This is a genomic window from Mesorhizobium sp. M0029 (genome assembly GCF_040323735.1).
GTDB lineage: Bacteria > Pseudomonadota > Alphaproteobacteria > Rhizobiales > Rhizobiaceae > Mesorhizobium.
Map to the genome: position 1 here is coordinate 1 of NZ_JAMYVF010000042.1, position 17,036 is coordinate 17,036.

The 17,036-nt window shown below is 63.5% G+C and carries 14 protein-coding genes; 4 read left to right on the top strand and 10 right to left on the bottom strand.

The genetic code is table 11. The annotated features are described in order from the left end of the window. Positions 1-275: 275 nt before the first annotated feature. Positions 276-1,412, top strand: a complete 1,137-nt coding sequence (locus NKJ76_RS31500; RefSeq protein ID WP_352539154.1) for a vWA domain-containing protein — start codon at positions 276-278, stop codon at positions 1,410-1,412. Further along, a complete protein-coding gene (locus tag NKJ76_RS31505; protein ID WP_352539162.1) occupies positions 1,412-2,299 on the top strand; it encodes an amidohydrolase family protein in 888 nt (295 codons plus the stop codon). Before NKJ76_RS31500 ends, NKJ76_RS31505 begins: the two co-directional genes overlap by 1 nt. A 52-nt stretch (positions 2,300-2,351) precedes the next feature. Here the strand turns inward: NKJ76_RS31505 and NKJ76_RS31510 are convergent, their stop codons facing one another. The 7 genes from NKJ76_RS31510 to NKJ76_RS31540 all read right to left on the bottom strand — a co-directional run bounded on the left by NKJ76_RS31510 (position 2,352) and on the right by NKJ76_RS31540 (position 11,528). After that, the gene (locus tag NKJ76_RS31510) at positions 2,352-2,759 is read right to left on the bottom strand and encodes a carboxymuconolactone decarboxylase family protein (RefSeq protein ID WP_352497890.1); all 408 of its coding nucleotides are present in this window, start codon (positions 2,757-2,759) and stop codon (positions 2,352-2,354) included. 247 nt (positions 2,760-3,006) lie between these two features. Further along, entirely contained in the window at positions 3,007-4,503 is a 1,497-nt protein-coding gene (locus NKJ76_RS31515) for a sugar ABC transporter ATP-binding protein (protein WP_352539155.1), read from the bottom strand. Next, positions 4,503-5,552, bottom strand: coding sequence for an NHL repeat-containing protein (locus NKJ76_RS31520; RefSeq protein ID WP_352539156.1), 1,050 nt, complete (start codon positions 5,550-5,552; stop codon positions 4,503-4,505). Before NKJ76_RS31520 ends, NKJ76_RS31515 begins: the two co-directional genes overlap by 1 nt. Beyond that, the gene (locus NKJ76_RS31525) at positions 5,549-7,672 is read right to left on the bottom strand and encodes an ABC transporter permease (RefSeq protein ID WP_352539157.1); all 2,124 of its coding nucleotides are present in this window, start codon (positions 7,670-7,672) and stop codon (positions 5,549-5,551) included. The genes NKJ76_RS31520 and NKJ76_RS31525 overlap by 4 nt, the downstream gene beginning before the upstream one ends. A gap of 78 nt (positions 7,673-7,750) precedes the next feature. Further along, positions 7,751-8,776 (bottom strand): sugar ABC transporter substrate-binding protein, encoded by a 1,026-nt coding sequence (locus NKJ76_RS31530; RefSeq protein WP_023668177.1) that lies wholly within the window; start codon positions 8,774-8,776, stop codon positions 7,751-7,753. A gap of 59 nt (positions 8,777-8,835) precedes the next feature. Then, positions 8,836-9,822, bottom strand: a complete 987-nt coding sequence (locus tag NKJ76_RS31535; protein WP_023668176.1) for an ABC transporter permease — start codon at positions 9,820-9,822, stop codon at positions 8,836-8,838. Positions 9,823-10,094: 272 nt separating this feature from the next. Continuing rightward, positions 10,095-11,528 (bottom strand): DHA2 family efflux MFS transporter permease subunit, encoded by a 1,434-nt coding sequence (locus NKJ76_RS31540; RefSeq protein WP_023696221.1) that lies wholly within the window; start codon positions 11,526-11,528, stop codon positions 10,095-10,097. 110 nt (positions 11,529-11,638) lie between these two features. Here NKJ76_RS31540 and NKJ76_RS31545 point away from each other — a divergent pair, with 110 nt between their 5' ends. Next, positions 11,639-12,640 (top strand): ornithine cyclodeaminase family protein, encoded by a 1,002-nt coding sequence (locus tag NKJ76_RS31545; protein WP_352539158.1) that lies wholly within the window; start codon positions 11,639-11,641, stop codon positions 12,638-12,640. Continuing rightward, positions 12,637-14,145, top strand: a complete 1,509-nt coding sequence (locus NKJ76_RS31550; protein WP_023815628.1) for an HAL/PAL/TAL family ammonia-lyase — start codon at positions 12,637-12,639, stop codon at positions 14,143-14,145. Before NKJ76_RS31545 ends, NKJ76_RS31550 begins: the two co-directional genes overlap by 4 nt. On the opposite strand, the gene NKJ76_RS31555 is transcribed toward NKJ76_RS31550, so the two are convergent. The 3 genes from NKJ76_RS31555 to NKJ76_RS31565 all read right to left on the bottom strand — a co-directional run. Continuing rightward, positions 14,146-14,949: a 3-methyl-2-oxobutanoate hydroxymethyltransferase gene (locus NKJ76_RS31555; RefSeq protein ID WP_352539159.1), complete on the bottom strand. Its 804-nt coding sequence runs from the start codon at positions 14,947-14,949 to the stop codon at positions 14,146-14,148. A gap of 85 nt (positions 14,950-15,034) precedes the next feature. After that, a complete protein-coding gene (locus tag NKJ76_RS31560) occupies positions 15,035-16,129 on the bottom strand; it encodes a fatty acid desaturase family protein (RefSeq protein ID WP_352539160.1) in 1,095 nt (364 codons plus the stop codon). A gap of 16 nt (positions 16,130-16,145) precedes the next feature. Beyond that, positions 16,146-17,036 (bottom strand): sugar phosphate isomerase/epimerase family protein (locus NKJ76_RS31565; RefSeq protein WP_352539161.1); only part of this gene is annotated, 891 nt, incomplete at its 5' end.

The following is a 17,036-nucleotide window of genomic DNA, read 5'->3' on the forward strand; positions in this document are numbered from 1 at the left end:
TATCAAGGACGAGGAGGATTTGTCCGCGATCGCGCCGGAGCTTGGCCAGATTGTCGAGGAGGCGCTGGGGTGAGCCGGGACTTCGGCAATGCGCAACGCCGGCGGGACAGCGCCCCCCTCTGTCCTGCCGGACATCTCCCCCTCAAGGGGGGAGATCAGCTGTCATTGTGGCTTTCGCCAATTTCCAGAGTTGCAGACCTGAGCAAGGCGCCGAAGCCGCCAATCTCCCCCCTTGAGGGGGAGATGTCCGGCAGGACAGAGGGGGGCGGGAAGGAATGATGCGTCAGGGAACCCTTCCTCTCGCCTCCGCGCCCTTCCTCCACTTCGCCCGGCTGCTGCGCCACCACGCCTTTGCCGTCGCCCCCGAGCAGGTCTCCAGCTTCATGCAGGCGGTCACCCTGCTCGGCCCCCGCTCGATGGCCGACATCCGCGAGGCGGCGCTCGCAACGCTTGCCCCCCCGCCCGATCGCCGCGGCGAATTCGAGGCGCATTTTCGCAATCACTTCCATGGCGATGGCCAACCCTCCGTCGAAGGCGAAGACGACGAGGAAACCCGCATCAAGGACGATGGCGGCACGCGCCAGGAGGAGAAACAGACCACGCGCCAGGAGAAAGGCGGCGAGCTGTCGTCGGCAATCGAACAGCTCAGCAGCCGCGATTTCCTCCGCGACGACGATGGCCTTGGGCCCTTCCGCCGCAAGCTCGCTTCAGCCCTGCCCGCCCGCCGCTCATTGCGCACCGTGCGCACCCATTCGCGCGGCAAGCTCGACCTGCGCCGCTCGCTCAGGGAAATCGTCAGCGCCGATGGCGACATCCCCTCGCCGCAGCTCCGCCGCCGCCAGACCGTTTCGCGCAAGCTGCTGATCCTGATCGATGTTTCCGGCTCGATGAAGCTGCACACGTCGGATTATCTCAAACTGGCGCACGCCGCCGTACAAGGCGCTGACCGTGCCGAAATCTTCACCTTCGGCACGCGGCTCACCCGCATCACGTCCGCACTGCGTATCCGCGATCGCGACCAGGCTCTCGCCCGAGCGGCGGCACTCGTAGACGACTGGGACGGCGGCACGCGCATGGGACCGACCCTGCTCGCCTTCCTCTCGGTGCCGCGCTTCTCAGCCTTCGCGCGCGGTGCCGCTGTGATCATCCTGTCGGACGCGCTGGAGCGCGGCGACCATGCCAATCTCGAAACGGCGATACGCCGACTGAGTGCGCGCGCCTTCCGGCTTTCGCTGGCGACACCCTTGGCCGGCGACCCGCGCTTCCAGCCGGCGACGGCGGCACTCCGCGCCATCCTGCCTGATCTCGACGATCTCATCGACGGCTCGTCGCTCAGGAGTCTCACCGATTTCATCCTGTCGCTCGCCCGCCCGGCCCCGGCGGCGTCGGCAATCTGGAAAAGGGTATCGTGATGCAGAAAGCCATCGACGCGCATTTCCACATCTGGCGCCAGCAAGACCAGCCCTGGCTGGTCGGGCCGATGGTGCCGCGCATCTTCGGCCCGTACGAGCCGATCCGCCGCGACTATCCCATCACGGAGTTCTTCGAAGACCAGAAGGGCTCCGGCGTCGAAAAGGCCGTCTATGTCCAGACCAACTGGGTCAAGGAGGATTTCGAGAAGGAAGTCGCCTTCCTGCAAAAGACCGCTGATGAAACCGGCTGGCCGCATGCCATCGTCGGCTATGCCGACATGACCGTGGACGACGTGCGCCACCAGATCGACCGGCTTATGAAGTACAAACTGTTGCGCGGCGTGCGCATGCAGTTGCACTGGCACGAGACGCCGGCCTTCCGCTTCGCTGCCTCGGCCGATCAAGTCATCGACCCCAAGGTACGCGCTAATGTCGCGCGGCTGAAAGATTATGGCCTGTCCTTCGACCTGCAGCTTTTCCCCGCCCAGATGAAGGACGGGCTGACGCTGGTCGGCGAGAACCCGCAGACCAACTTCATCCTCACCCATGCCGGCATGCTGACCGGCATGGAGGCTGAGACGATCGAGGCCTGGAAAGCCGGCCTCCGTACTCTATCAACAGCGCCGAACTTCTACGCCAAGCTGTCGGGCCTCGGCACCTTCGTCCACCGCAACGATCCGGCGTTGATTGCCTACATCGTCGACAATGCAATCGACATTCTGGGCGCTGACCACCTGATGTTCGGCTCCAACTTCCCGATCGAAAAACTCTGGACCAGCCACGCCGAACTAATCAAGGCGCACCGCGCCGCGGTGGGCAAGCATGGCGCGGCCGCCGAGGCGGACATCTTCTGGAACACGGCGGAGAAAGTGTACCGACCGGTGTAGAGCGGGCGCCGTCACTTCCCCCGCAGGGGGAGGAGGCAAGGCGCGCGACTGCCTACTTTAAGTCGAACTGCGGATCGACCGGAATCTGCATCGCAGTCACCAGATGGTTGGTCTGCCCGGCCAGCCCGATGATCGACACCAGCTCGCCATGCTGCGCATCGGTCATGCCTTTGGCGCGGGCAGCTGCCGTATGCGAGTGGACGCAGTAGGAGCAGCCATTGGCGGTGGAGACAGCAATGTAGATCATCTCCTTGGTCAGCGGGTCGATCGCGCTCTCCGTGGCCATCACCACCTTCACCTGTTCCCATGTCCGTTTCAGCAAGGCCGGATCGTTGGCGAGCCCACGCCAGAAATTATTGACGAAGTCCGATTTGCGCGTCGCGCGGATGTCGTCGAACACAGCCTTCGCTACCGGGATTTTTTCGACCTCGGCATCGCTGAGGAGTTTTGTGGCGGCCATGGCATTTCCTTTCGTTGAATCGGTGGATCAGGTAGTTGAATCAGGTTTCGAGCAAGGGCGGCTAACCGGCTATTCCGATTCAGTTTTTGATGCTGACAGAACCATGGCGATTGGCCGAAGCATCTCAGCTTCGTCATTCACGGGCGAAGCAGGCGCGAAGCGCCGTCGCGGAGACCCAAGGATGACAGGGCGCTGAAACCTTCGCCAATTGGTGACCTATGCGCACCGTCAAACACCGACCGGCAACCTAATGAACTGCCGCATACATGATCTTCTCCTCCGTCGCCTCCGCCGGCGAGAACTCCTCGACGATGCGCCCCTGTCGGCACACCAGAATCCGATCCGACAGGTTCATGATTTCCGGCAGGTAGGACGAGATCACCACCACGGCCAGCCCCTCATCGGCCAGCCGGTTGATGATCTGGTGGATCTCGGCGATGGCGCCGACATCGACGCCGCGCGTCGGCTCGTCGAAGATCACGATACGCGGCTGCTGCACCAGCCCCTTGCCGATCACCACCTTTTGCTGGTTGCCGCCGGAAAGCTCGACCACGCGGGCATTGTCGTTGATCGCCTTGATGTTCAGCGTCTTCGTCCATTCAGCGGAAAGCGTGCGCATCTCCTGCTGGTTGATCACCCAGGCCTTTTCGCGGCCCGCTGCCAGCAGCCCGCCGAACAGGTTCTCGGCGATGCCCATCGTCTCGAAAATGCCCTCGCTCTTGCGGTCCTCGGTAACATAGACGATGCCGTCGGCGACCGCCTCACTGGGCACGAGATAGCGCACCGGCCTGTCGTTGAGTTCAATCGCGCCACCGCGCAAAAAATCGCGCTTGTAGATGCCGGAGACGATCTTGAAGCTCTCGGTGCGGCCGGAGCCGATCAGCCCGAACACGCCGGTGATCTGTCCCTCGAAGATCGAGAAGGAGGTGTTGCGCACGACATTGCTCATCGAAATGTCCTGCACCGACAGCACCTTCTTGCCGGCCTTGCGCAGCCTGGCCTCGTCGCGCTGGCGGTAGATCTGTCCCGACAACGTACGCCCGACCATGGCGGCGACGATCTTGTCGCGGTCGAAGGCCGATGTGTCGTCGGTGATCACCAGTTCGCCATCGCGCAGGATTGTGATGCGGTCGGCGATCATCAGCGCCTCTTCCAATGCATGGCTGATGAAGACGATCGAGACGGCGTTCGCCTTCAGCCGCCGGATCAGCGCGAAGAAGTGGCGCTTCTCCTCCGGTGTCAGCGTCGCTGTCGGCTCGTCGAAGATGATGATCTCGGCATTGTGGTGAACGGCGCGCGCGATTTCGACCATCTGACGCTTGGCCGCGCCCAGCGTCGCCACCATGGCGTTCGGATCGACGGGAAAATTCAGCGATTGCAGGAATTGCTGCGCCGAAATGTAGGTGCCGCGCAGCCGGTTGAGAAACTTTTCGGTGCCGAGATAGAGGTTCTGCGCCACCGTCATCGACGGCACAAGGCTGGTCTCCTGGAACACCATGGCGATGCCCGCCTCAAGCGCCGCATGCGGCGAGGCATAGGCGATCTCGACGCCCTTGTGGAACATCTTGCCGGAAGTGGCGTCGACGACGCCGGCAATGATCTTGGTCAGCGTCGATTTTCCGGCGCCATTCTCGCCGAGCAGCGCGTGGATTTCGCCCTTGCGCAGTTCGAAGCTGACTTGTCTGACCGCGGGCACGCCGCGATAGTTTTTGGTGACGTTTTCCAGGCGCACGATCGGTTCCATCAGAGACCTCCTGCGTCGATGGCCAGCACGCAATCGCCGCCCCTGGAGGCGATGAACAGGCGGCCGTCCGTTTCCGCCACGCTGCAGATGCCATGGCGCGTGCCGTCGGCGCGGCTGTGCAGGCTGAATTGCGGCTGCATGTTTTGATCGAGCCTGACCACCAGCCCATAGGAGCGGCTCGGCGACCAGGGCTTGTGGATGCCCATGGTGCGGATGCCGCCGCATTGCAGCGGTTCGAGGAAGCTGCGATTGGAGGCCAAAGCCGGCGCGATCCAGTAGGCCGGCGCCACCTGGTCTAGCATATCGCGCCGATAGTGGGTTTCCTGGAGAACGAATTCGATCAGCCGGTTGCGTGGCGCGAACAGAGCCAGCCACGCGCCGCCATCGCCGGCCGGCGCGAGGCGCGCGGGATAGCCGGGCAGATGCGTCAGCACGGTCGAGCGGCGACCGGTCGCACCATCGAAGCGAACGAGCTGATGGCGCCAGCTTTCGCTGACCAGCACATCCCGCCCAATGGGATGCAGCCCATAGGGAAAGGCGATATCGCCGGCCACTTTGCGGAACTCGGCGGCGGCCGCGTCCCGCCTCCAAAGCGAACCGGACGCGCCCTTCTTCATCAGGTCGGCGGCCCATTGCGACGGCGTGTGCTCAGCCGAGCCATTGGCCAGCCACAACGTGCCGTCGTCTGCATAGGCAAGCGCGGTGATGCAGCTGACGCCGGCCGGCAGCGAAACCTCCTTGCCGGCAACCAGCAGCTTGCCGCTTTCCAACCCCACCGTCAGTTCGCCCGACAGTGATAGAGCCAGCGCCGTGATGGGGGAAAGAAAGGTCCCGACAACCTTCGGCTCCACCCCTGCGGCAAGCGAATATACCGCATTGCCGCTGGAAACGAGCAGCCGGCCATCGGCAACCAGAAGATTGTCGGGCTCGATCAGCCCGGCAAAAACCGGCGCATCATCGAGCCGCGTGTTGGGCCGGAAGGCGCCGTCGAGGGGCGGGATAGTAACGGCCTCGCCGCGAAACATGTCCAGGATCGGATTGAGGATCATGGCTTCGCTCCCCAATAAGAAGCGGAGCTGGTCCAGTTCGGGTCGGCGCCCGCAATCTTGTAGCGGCCGATGCGGTTGTTAAGGATGCCGCCGACGAACAGGAAACCCTTGTGCTCGCGCATCGAGGTGACCATCGGATGCGCGCCGCCGGTGAGGTCGCCCATCGCCTCGACAATGCCACCCTTGTCGTTGAATTTCACCACGCCGCCGGTGTTGATGTTGGGGAACAGCCACTCGTCCTGCGGCAGCCGGCGCGTCATGCGCTTGCGCATATCGGGATGGCGCAGCGACAGGTCGAAGCTCGGCGTGCGCATGCCGAGCCATGCCATCCAGTAATTGCCGTCCGACGCCCGGTTGATGTTGTCGGGATAGCCCGGCATGTCGCGGATGACGCATTCGGCGGTGCCTGCTTTCGGCCCTTCCAGCCAGTATCGATGCACACGGCAGGCCCAGCTCTCAGCGAAGAACAGCGACTTCCCGTCATGCGCCATGCACACGCCATTGGTGTAGCGGTAGCCGTCGAGCAGTGTCTTCGTCGAACCGTCCTTCGGGTCATAGACCAGCAGCCGGCCGGTGGCGCGGTTCTCGATCGAGTCCAGCGCCCAATCGTGCGCGTCATAGCGCTTGGTGGAGTCAGTGAAATAGATGCGCCCGTCCGGCGCGATGTCGCAATCATTGGGGTCGCGCAGCCGCGCATCGTCGACGATCGAGGTCCAGGAGCGCGACGTCTCGGCCGACAGGCGCTTCACTTCCCGATCCGGCGAGACGGAATAGAGCCCCATGGCGCCGACGCAGCTGATCAGATTGCCCGATTTGTCGAAGGCCAGGCCCAGCGGAAAGCCGCCGATGTGGGCAAACACCTCCGATTTCACATAGTCCGGCGCGAAGAAGCGGACGATCTCGCCATGGCGCGTGCCGCAATAGAGATGATCGTCGCGGTCGAGGATGACGTCTTCCGGCCCTTCCAACTCGCCGAGCCCGATATGGTCGGCCGCCGACAGCCGGTTGTCGAGCGCGTAGGGCGTGCCTGAGCCCGGCACCGCAGACTGTGTCTCGCCCATCTTGAGATAGACCGGCGCGACATAGACTTCGTTGAGCACCTTATGGCGGTTCTTCAGCCAGCGGATGTCGATCGTCACCGCCACCGCCAGCATGATGCCCAGCACCATCTGGTTGGTGCCGGTGCCATAGCCCAGCCGGATCAGCCCGTTGGTCATGGTCAGCACGATGATGGCGCCCATCAGCCCCTTGATGACCGAGCCGCGGCCACCACCCAGGCTGACGCCGCCGACCACCGCCGCCGTCAGCGCCATGATCTCAAGGTTGAGGCCGGTGCCCGGCCCTGCCCCACTCAGGCGGCAAGCGATCAGGAAGCCGCCGATCGAGGCGCAGAAGCCGGAAAAGACATAGGTCATGAACACGGTGCGGCGCACGCGAATGCCGGCATTGTGCGCCGAGCGCCTGGATCCGCCGACCGCCAGCACATGCCAGCCCGGCCGTGAGCGCGTCAGCGCGATATGAGTGACGATGGCAAGAATGATCGCCAGCCACACCGAGACCGAAAGCCCCCAGAAGGTGCTGTCGCCGATGAAGTCGAGCACATCGGATGTCGCCTGGGAAAGCTGCACGTCTGCGGCATAGGTGGTGACGAGAATATCGAACAGCGCCCGGCCAAAAATGAAGGTGACCAGCGTAGTCAGAAAGGCGCGCAGCCTGAGATAGCCGACGAGGTAGCCGTTGACGGCGCCGAAGATGAGCCCGGTGGCAAGCGATGCCGCCAGCGCCAGCCAGATAGACTGTTCGAGGATGAAGAAGACATAGACGGCGGAGAAACAGGACAGCGCGAAGATCGACCCGACGGACAGGTCGATGCCGCCGCCCAGCATCACCACCGTCATGCCGGTGACCACCATCGAGAACTCGCCGAGTTGGCGGGTCGATTCCTGCAGCGAGGTCAGCTTGAAGAAGCCGGGAATGATCGAGCCGAACACGCTGAGCGTCGCCACCAGCGCCAGGAACGGAATGGCGTTGTCGGTCCAGCGTTTTGTCAGGATCTCGCCGACCAGATGGTCGGGCACGAGATTGTAGCGCCAGGACTGGAGGCGTTCGCGAAAGGACATCGGCGGCTGCTATTCCATTCGGGAACGAGGTGACCGGATTGTCCAGTCACCTCGTTTATTTCAGTCGAAAAGCGCGGCTTACTTCGCCGCCGCTTCGGCCTGCAGCGCCTTCAGGTCCCAGCAGCTGTCGGGCTTGAGGTCGGCTTTGGTCGTAGCCTTCTCCAGTGTGTAGATGTAGGTGTGCGACGTGCCGGCCGGCTGGCCGCTCTGCAGCAGGAACTTGATGATAGCGTTCATGTCGCCGGACTGGCGAGCCAGATCGGTCATCACCACGGCGCCGTAAGTTCCGTCCTGCAATTTGTCGCAATCGGCCGCCTTCTCGCCGCCGCCGGTGGTGACCAAAAAGACCTTGCCGTCGAGCTTGGCGTCGCGGATGGCGGCGGATGCGCCGGTGGCGTCGCCATCCCAGAAGTCGATGATAGAGCAGATGTCTGGGTTCTGCTGCAGCATTGTCGTCGTCACGTTGCGCGACGTCGTCGGATCCCAGTTGGAGTCGGGCTTGGCCACGACTTTGAAGTCGGGGTGCTTCTCCAGCACCTTCATGATGCCGGCATACTGGTAGAGACTGGACGAGTTGGCCTGATCACCCTGCACTAGGCCGATCTTCTTCGACGAATTCTCGCCGCAGCCCTTGATCGCCGCTTCGGCCTCGAGTTGGCCGAGCCGGTCCCAGTCACTGCCGACAAAGGCGTCGGCCGGGAAGTTGGCGGGATTGTCGACCAGTATGACGTAGGTTCCGGCAGCCTGCGCCTTCTTCATCAGCTTGGAATAGGAGTTGAGATCCGGCGCATGGATGATCAGCACGTCCGGCCTTGTGTCGGACGAGATCGCGTCGGTGATCGCCTGTGCGCCGGCATCGACGACCCAGTTCGGATCGCGTGTTTCGAAGGTGCCGCCCCAGGCCTCGACTTCCGTCTTCAGATAGTGCGACCAGCCCTGCGCAAGGTCGAAGCCCATCGCCAGCGGCACCAGCATGACGCGCTTGCCCTTGAGCGCCTGCGCGTATGCGGCCGGGCCCGGATCGTCGGCGGCGAAGGTCGGCGCGACGAAGGCGGTAGCGGCCAGCGCCGTGGCGGCCGCCATCAGTGTTCTGATCAGTTTCATGTCACATCCTCTGTTTTTCACTTATTGCCGGCCGGTCCGCATGACCCGTCGGGTACCCCTTAGATGTCGCCCTGCTGCGCGGTCTGTTCGTCGCGCGGATTGATGATGCCGTCGACGATGATGGCTCCGAGCAGGATCGCCGCCTTGATCAGGTTTTGATAGAGCAGCGGAATGTCGATGATGGTCATCGCGTTCGACAGGATGCCGATAAGTGCAGCGCCCACCAGCACATTGCGCACTCCGCCCCGCCCGCCGGACAGGCCGATGCCGCCGATCACCGCCACCAGCACGATGTCATAGAGCAGCGTCGAGTTGACGACGCGGGTGTTGATCGAGTGCAGGCTCGACGCCGTCAGCAGGCCGGCGATCAGCGCGACGAAGGCCGAAACCACATAACGCAGCACCAGCATTGGCCGCACCGGAATGCCGATGTTGCGCGCGGCGACCGGATTGTCGCCGGCGAAATAGATGTAGCGGCCCCATTTGGTGTAGCGCAGGAACAGGAAGAACAGGAAGGCGAGCCCGGCGAAGACGAACACTTCGATCGGAATGTCGAGGAAACGCAGGCCGCCGAGCAACTCCACCCAATGGCCCTGAGGCACCGGCACCGCATCCTGCGTGATCAGTTGCGAGCGGACATAGCCGAAGACGAAGGAGCCGGTCGCCAGCGTCACGAAGATCGCCGGCACGTCGGCATAGGCGACGAGAAAACCGTTGAGCAGGCCGATGGCGAGCACGCCTGCCAGCACATAGGCGAAGGCGAGCCCATCAGGCGTTCCGGCGTTGAGCAATTGCAGATACCAGGCGACCGACATCGCCATGATCGCCACCGCCGACAGGTCGATGCCCCTGCCGATTATGACGACCGCCATGCCGAGCGCCAAAATGCCCAGCACCGACACCGAGCGGACGATGGCAACGAGATTGTTGGCAGCGATGAAACCAGGCAGCCCAATGGCAGCGGCGACGAACAGCACCACGGCGATGGCAAAGACAATGCCTTCCTGATTCAGGCTCCTGACATTTGGCCAGCCAATCGTGTTCATGTCTGCATTCGCCCCGATGGCAGCTCTGCCACCCCTTCCGAAGAAAGCTAATCGGCTCGGCGCCGCTTCGTCAAATGAATCCGCGCTCGGAACACCCGTTGGCAGTGATAATCTTCCAGTGGACGCACCGATTGCTAGAACTGGCGCAATCCTAGGAAAAGGCTGCGCTTTTGGCATTTGGTTGCACCATTGCGCGTATGCGCGAAGGTGCCGTTCTGAGGCGAAAGCACAAGGCGGAATTAATTGCCGCCTGAGCGGCGAAAATCGCGAATTCAGGTCCTGGACGTGTGGCCTGAAACTTCGGCGCCTGCACCGGGCGGCAGCACGAGGAACCGCAACGCCGCCGCCAGCCCGATGGCGCCGATGACCAGGAAGGCGATGCGAAAATCGACGAGGTCGAGCGCCGGCCGGTGCCTGACGATCTGCGACAGGTTCAGAATGGCAGCCGCCACCGCTACGCCGAACAGCATCGACATCTGCTGCAGCATGGACGACAAAGTTGCCGCCGAGCTGCGCTGCGCCGCATCGATATCGGCGAAGGCCAGAGTATTCAGCGCTGTGAACTGCATCGAGCGCGTCAGGCCGGCGATCAGCATCAGCGCTACCACCAGCGCCTGCGGCGTCTCCGGCGAGATCGCCGCGCAGGCCATGATCGAGGCCGAGGCGATCAGGCCGTTGACGACCATGACCGTGCGAAAACCAAAGCGCCGCAGCGTCGGCGTCGTCACCGTCTTCATGCCGAGATTGCCGAGGAAGTAGGCCAGGATCATCAAGCCGGCATCGACCGGCGAAAGGCCAAAGCCGACCTGAAACAGCAGCGGCAAAAGGAACGGCGTGGCGTTGATCGCCACGCGAAAAATGGTGCCGGCGGCAAGCGTCGAGATGGCGAAGGTCTGCACCCTGAACGCGCTGAGATCGAGCAGCGGATGCGGCGCGCGCCGGAGATGCCGCACCGCCAGCCAGCCGATGACGATGCCGGCGGCAATCAGCAGCACGGCGGGCAAAGCGCCGTCTTCCGGATGTGCGATGCGCTCAAGGCCGTAGAGCAGCAGCGCGAGTCCCAGCGACGTGAGGAAAAACCCCGGCCAATCCAGCGGCTTGGGATCGGCCGCGCGGTCGCCCGGAATGAAGCGCGCGACCAGCGCCAGCCCGACCAGCCCAAGCGGGATGTTGATGAAGAAATTCCAGTGCCAGGAGAGATAGGTTGTGATGAAGCCGCCAAGCACCGGCCCGACCACGGGCGCAAACAACGCCGGCCAGGTGATCAGCGCCGTGGCGTTGAGCAGCTCCGACTTCGACGCATTGCGCAGCACCAGAATGCGCCCGACCGGCGTCATCAGCGCGCTGCCCAGGCCTTGCACGACACGGGCGGCAACGAACTGAGGCAGATTTTGCGAGAAGCCGCAGGCCAGCGAGGCCAGCGTGAACAGCACAATCGCCAGCAGGAAGATGTTGCGCGCGCCGAAGCGGTCGGCAAGCCAGCCCGACAGCGGCACGAACACCGCCATGGTCAGCATGTAGGCGGTGATGCCGATGCTCATCGCCACCGCCGTCACGCCGAAGGATTGTCCCATCTGCGGCAGCGAGGTCGAGATGATCGTCGAATCCAGCAGCTGCATGAAAAACGCGATGGCAACGATCAACGCCACGCGCCGCGCATTGCTGGCGGTTGCGGCGGAGGCCTCGGTGTCGGGAACGGCAGTCATGACGAACCATCGTTGAACAGCATATGGCTGGCCCCGTCCAGAGCTTATCCAACAAACTTCCGTGTCGCGCCGCGGCCTGATATGGATGGGCGGGTGGCCAAGGACATTGCATGAAGCCTATCTATATTGACTACCTCAATGCTCTCGATATCGAAGCCCTTGAGATGAGCGATGGCGAAATCATCGCCGCCGTCGAAGCCGGGCTTGTCGCGCAAGGCAATGGCCAGACGGTGATAGAGCCCCGCGTCCATCTCGAGCCCGATCCCTCCTTCCACGGCCACTTCAATGTGCTGCGCGGCTACGTCGCGCCGCTCGATACGGCCGGCGTGAAAATCGTCGGCGATTATGTCGACAATTATCTGCACGGCCTGCCCTCGGAATTCGGCATCCTCAATCTGTTCGATCCGCGCACCGGCACGCCGCGCGCCATTCTCGACGCCACCGTCATCACCGACATGCGCACCGGCGCCGTCACCGCTATCGGCGCCAAACATCTGGCGCGCAAGAACTCCAAGGTGCTGGCCCATATCGGCGCGCGCGGCACCGCCTACTGGAATGTGCGCCTGCTCGACCATCTCTTCGACTTCGACGAGATCCGCGTCCATTCGCGCCGCCCGGAAAGCCGCGACGGCTTCGCTGCCAAACTCTCGGCCGATCTCGGCAAGAAAGTTACCGCGGTTGCCGACTGGGAAAGCTGCATCGAGGGCGCCGACATCGTCGTCGAAGCCTCACGGCTGCCGGAGCCGCAGCCGCTGCTCAAGACCGAATGGATCAAGCCTGGTGCACTGGTCGTGCCCTACGGCACGATGAGCGCGGTGGAGCTGTCGCTGACCGACATCATGCAGAAAATGGTCGTCGACGATTGGGGCCAGTGCAAGGGCGGCAAGTTCGGCTCGCTGCGCGCCCATGTCGAAACCGGAAGGCTGAGCGAAAAGACGCTGCATGCCGAACTCGGCCAGATCGCCGCCGGCCTCAAAGCTGGACGCCAGAGCGACGACGAGACGATCCTGTTCTGGCATCGCGGCCTGTCGCTGTCCGACATTGCGCTGGGCAAGGCGATGCTGGCCAAGGCTGCTGATAAAGGCATCGGCCAGAGGCTGCGCTTCGCATGAGCGCGCTCGTCCTCACCGGCGCCGGCGTCAGCGTCGAGGACGTTGCGCAGGTCGCCCGCGGCGGCCGCAAGGTCGAGGTTGAACCGACAGTCATCGAGAGGCTCGACAAAGCGCGAAAAGTGCTCGATCAGGTCGCCGCGTCCGGTCAGCAAATCTATGGGCTCAACACCGGGCTCGGCGCCAATCTCGGCACATCGGTCGAGGGCGATGCCAGCGCCTTCCAGCGCCAGTTGCTGGAAGGGCGAAGCGGCGCTGTCGGCGAACCGTTGCCCCAAGAGGCGGTGCGGGCGACCATGCTTGCGCGCGCAGCGATGCTGGCAGTCGGCGGCTCCGGCATTTCGCCGGCGGCTTTCACCGCCCTTGTCGATGCGCTCAATGCAGGCGTGCATCCGGTAATGCCGCAGTTGGGCTCGATCGGCGCCGGCGATCTCGTGCTGATGGCGGCGCTCGCCCGTCTGCTGACCGGCGACGGCGAAGCTGACTATCAGGGTCGGCGCATGCCGGCGGCCAAGGCGTTGATGATGGCGCGGTTGGCTCCGATCAGCCTGGCGCCGAAAGACGGCCTGTCGCTGATCAACGCCTCGGCGGTATCAGCCGGCACTGGCGCGTTGGTACTGGCCGACGCGCTGTCGGCCTTTGCGCAACAGCAGCAGGCCGGCGCGCTGACCATGGAAGGGTTTGGCGCCAACCGCACCATCCTCGATCCGCGCCTGCATCTGGCGCGGCCGGCAGCCTGCCAGCAACTCGCGGCCAAGGGCCTGCGCGACCTGCTTGCCCGTGACGAGGAGCCGGCGCCGACCACCTTGCAGGACCCGTTGTCGATCCGCTGCATGCCGTCGATCCATGGTGCATTGATCCAGGCGATCGATCAGGCGCGGCTGGCGCTGGAGATCGAACTCAATGCCGCCGCCGACAATCCGCTGGTGCTGGGCGATGACGGGCTGGTTCTGTCGACCGGCAATTTCCACACCGCATCGCTGGCGCTTGCCTTCGAGACGCTCGGCCTGGCGATCGCGCAATGTGCCGCGGCAAGCGTTGCCCGCTTCATCCAGCTCGCCGGCTCCGGCCGCAACGGCCTGCCAAAATATTTGTCACCGGTCGGCGGCGCCTCGGCCGGTTTCGTGCCGCTGCAAAAGACCGCAACGGCAATCCTGGCCGGCATCCGCCACAAGGCCAATCCGGTGATGCTGGATTTCCTGGCCGTGTCCGAAGGCGTAGAGGACCACGCCACGCAGACGCCGCTTGCCGTGTCGAAATGCGCCGGGATGATCGCGCTGTGGCGACGGCTGATCGCCTTCGAACTGATGGCCGCCGCACAGGCCGTGGACCTGCGCGACGGTCTCAAGCTGGCGCCCGGCACAGCAGCGGTCCATACCGCGGTGCGCGCGCATGTAGCGATGCTCAGGGAGGACCGGCCGCTGGGAACGGATGCCGAGGTGCTCCATGCCATGCTCGCTGACGGAACATGGCAAGGTGCAGCGATGATCGGCAAGGAGGCCGAGTAGTTAGCCCTTTGCGTCCACCCGTTTCATGAACAGGCTGAGCTCGGCCGGATCCATGCGCACGACATGCCTGTCTTCCGGATAGGCGCCGCTATCGACGTCGGCAACGTACTCGGAAAACGCCGCGACGCGTTCCGCCTGCAGACGATCGTACTCGGCGGCGAAGTTGCGGTAGACCTTGGAATGGCGCGGCATGTGGCCCCGGTTCTGGCCAAGAATATCGTCGGCAAACAGATATTGCGCGTCGCAGCCGGTGCCCGCACCCATCGACAGCATGATCAGCGAGGTCCGTTCCGAGATCGCCTTCGCCACCTCGATCGGCACCACTTCGATCTCGGCGCCGAGAGCTCCAACGGCCTCATACTGCTTGACCGCCTCAAAAATCTGCATGGCGGTGTCGGCGGTCTTGCCGACGGCCTTGAAGCCGCCGGTCCAGGTGGCGCGGGGCGGAATGAGGCCGACATGGCCGATGACGGGGATCGCGTCGTCGGCGAGCCGCTTCACGGTGGCGAAACCGGCGCTGCAATAAACGGCGTCGGCGCCGGCCTTGTAGAGCCGGAACGCCCAGCGCAGGAAATCGTCCGCCGTGCCGATCTCATAAAAATTCTCGCCCGGCATGGTGAACAGGCTGGGCGCCGCATCGCGATACTCAGGGTTGAGCACCAGCTCGGGCGGCACCGAGACGATATCGACCCCTGCCCGCTCGGCAGCCTCGGCCTCGTCCATGGTCAGGACGCGCAGCATGGTCAGCTGGCGCTTGCCCTTCATGGCGCGCAGATCGGCGACGGTCGGTCTCTTTCGGCTCATCGGGATGTCCCTGTTGGCTGGTTGCTTTTCCCGGTCACCTTACCGGCCCCGTAACAGGCCGGATAGAAGGCGGGTGGTTTATTCGCTACTCGGCCGCCGCCGACATATCGAGCTCGTGAAATTCACCGCGATAGGGCCGCGCCGTCGGCGGCAATTCGCGCTTGAGGAAATAATCCTCGTACCGCAGCTGCTTCAAAAGCACCGGCCAGACCTCGCGATAGGCATGCCACATCGACGGGTTCGGCACCGGCAGGTCGTGCTTGATCAGCTCGTGCAGTCTTGGCAGCGCATGATAGGGCACCATCGGAAACATGTGATGCTCGACGTGATAATTCATGTTCCAGTAAATGAAGCGGCTGATCGGGTTCATGTAGACGGTGCGCGTGTTCAGCCGGTGGTCGACGACATTGTCGGCCAGGCCGATATGCTGCAGCAACCCTGTCAGCACCATGTGCCAGCTGCCATAGAGACGCGGCAGGCCGATCAGCACCAGCGGCAGCCATGAACCCAGCGCGATCGCGAGGGCGATCGTCGCAACGTACACGGCGGCATGCCAGCGCGCCGCCGTGATGGCCTTGCCCTGTTCGGTCTCAGGAATGTAGCTCTTTTCGTCGTCCGACAGCTTGCCCAACGCCTGGCGCGCCAGGATCGGCAGCGAATAACGGAAATCGAGGATGCCGGTGAAGGCAAGCGCCGCCTTGACCAGATTTGGCGGCCGCATTACCGCGATCTCGGCGTCACGGCCGACGATGATCGTGTCGGTGTGATGCCGCGCATGACTCCAGCGCCATTGCACCGGATTGCGCACCACCATGAAGCTGGCGATTTCGTAGATCGCATCGTTCATCCAGCGTGTGCGGAAGGCGGTGCCATGGCCGCATTCGTGCCAGCGCGAGTCGCTCGACGATCCATAGAGCACGCCATAGACGAGCAGGAACGGCACCACCCACCACGTGCCCCAGAACCACACGATGCCGGCGGCCGAGCCCAGGATGGCTGCGATCCAGATCACTGTATCGCGGATCGCCGGCCCGTCGGAGCGCTGCATCATTTCCTTCATTGCCTTGCGCGGCACGTCGGTGTGATACCACTCGGCCGAGGCTAGCCCGGTCTCGATCGCCCGGCGGGTGCTTTCGCCGACCAGGCCGTAATCGCGCTTTGTCTTGGCCGCCGTCGCCATCACCGTCTCGCCTACCTCAAAGCCCGTTGGCGCGGAACTTCCCGTCGAGAAATGTTTTCGCCCGCGGCACGTCGTCTTCCGAGAGATGCTCGATGATGACCGGGATGTTTGGGTGCTTTTCCGCCAGCCGCTGCAGATAGAGATCGTAATTCAGCGATCCCAGCCCGGGCGCCGGCAGCTCGATCTCGCCGACGCCGCGGAACGTGTGGCTCTCCATCGCATCCTCGTCGCCGATGTCGGCATGCTTTTCCGACTTGTCGCTGCCGGAGCGTTTCACATCCTTGGCATGCGCGATCCGGATCTTGTCGGTCAGCGTGTCGAACACCTGGTTGAGGATCTGGTCCATTTTGTCGATATTGTGGATCTCGAAATAGTTGGTCGGATCCATCAACAGGCCGAGGCCGGGATGGTCGACCTGGGCGAACATCTTCACCGTCTCCTCGACCGAGCCCACGACGTTGTTGACGTAAGTCTCGAGGAGGAAGACCGCGCCGTGGTCGTAGGCGGTCTGGGCAAGCTCGGCGATCACCTTGCGGCATTCCTCGAAGCCTTCCTCGGTCTTGTTCTTCGGGTGATGCACCCAGTCGGATTCGGTGTTGTAGGTACCGGTCTCGGAGATCACGTAGGGCGAGCCGAAGCTGCGCGCATTGCGGATGATTTCCTTGAGATACCCGACGCGCTTATCGCGCTCGGCCTTGTCGGGATGAATGATGTTGGTGTAGCCCGACACGCAGCAGATCGGCAGGTTGTTGTCGCGGAAGACGTCGCGCACCTGCTTGGCCTTTTCCTCAGTGATCTGCCCGGCCGACAGATCGATATCCCTAAAATGCAGGTCGAGCTGCACCGTGTTGAAACCGAGCCCGCGGATCTTCTTTGCCGTCTCTTCGAGGCCGTACGGGAAATAGCC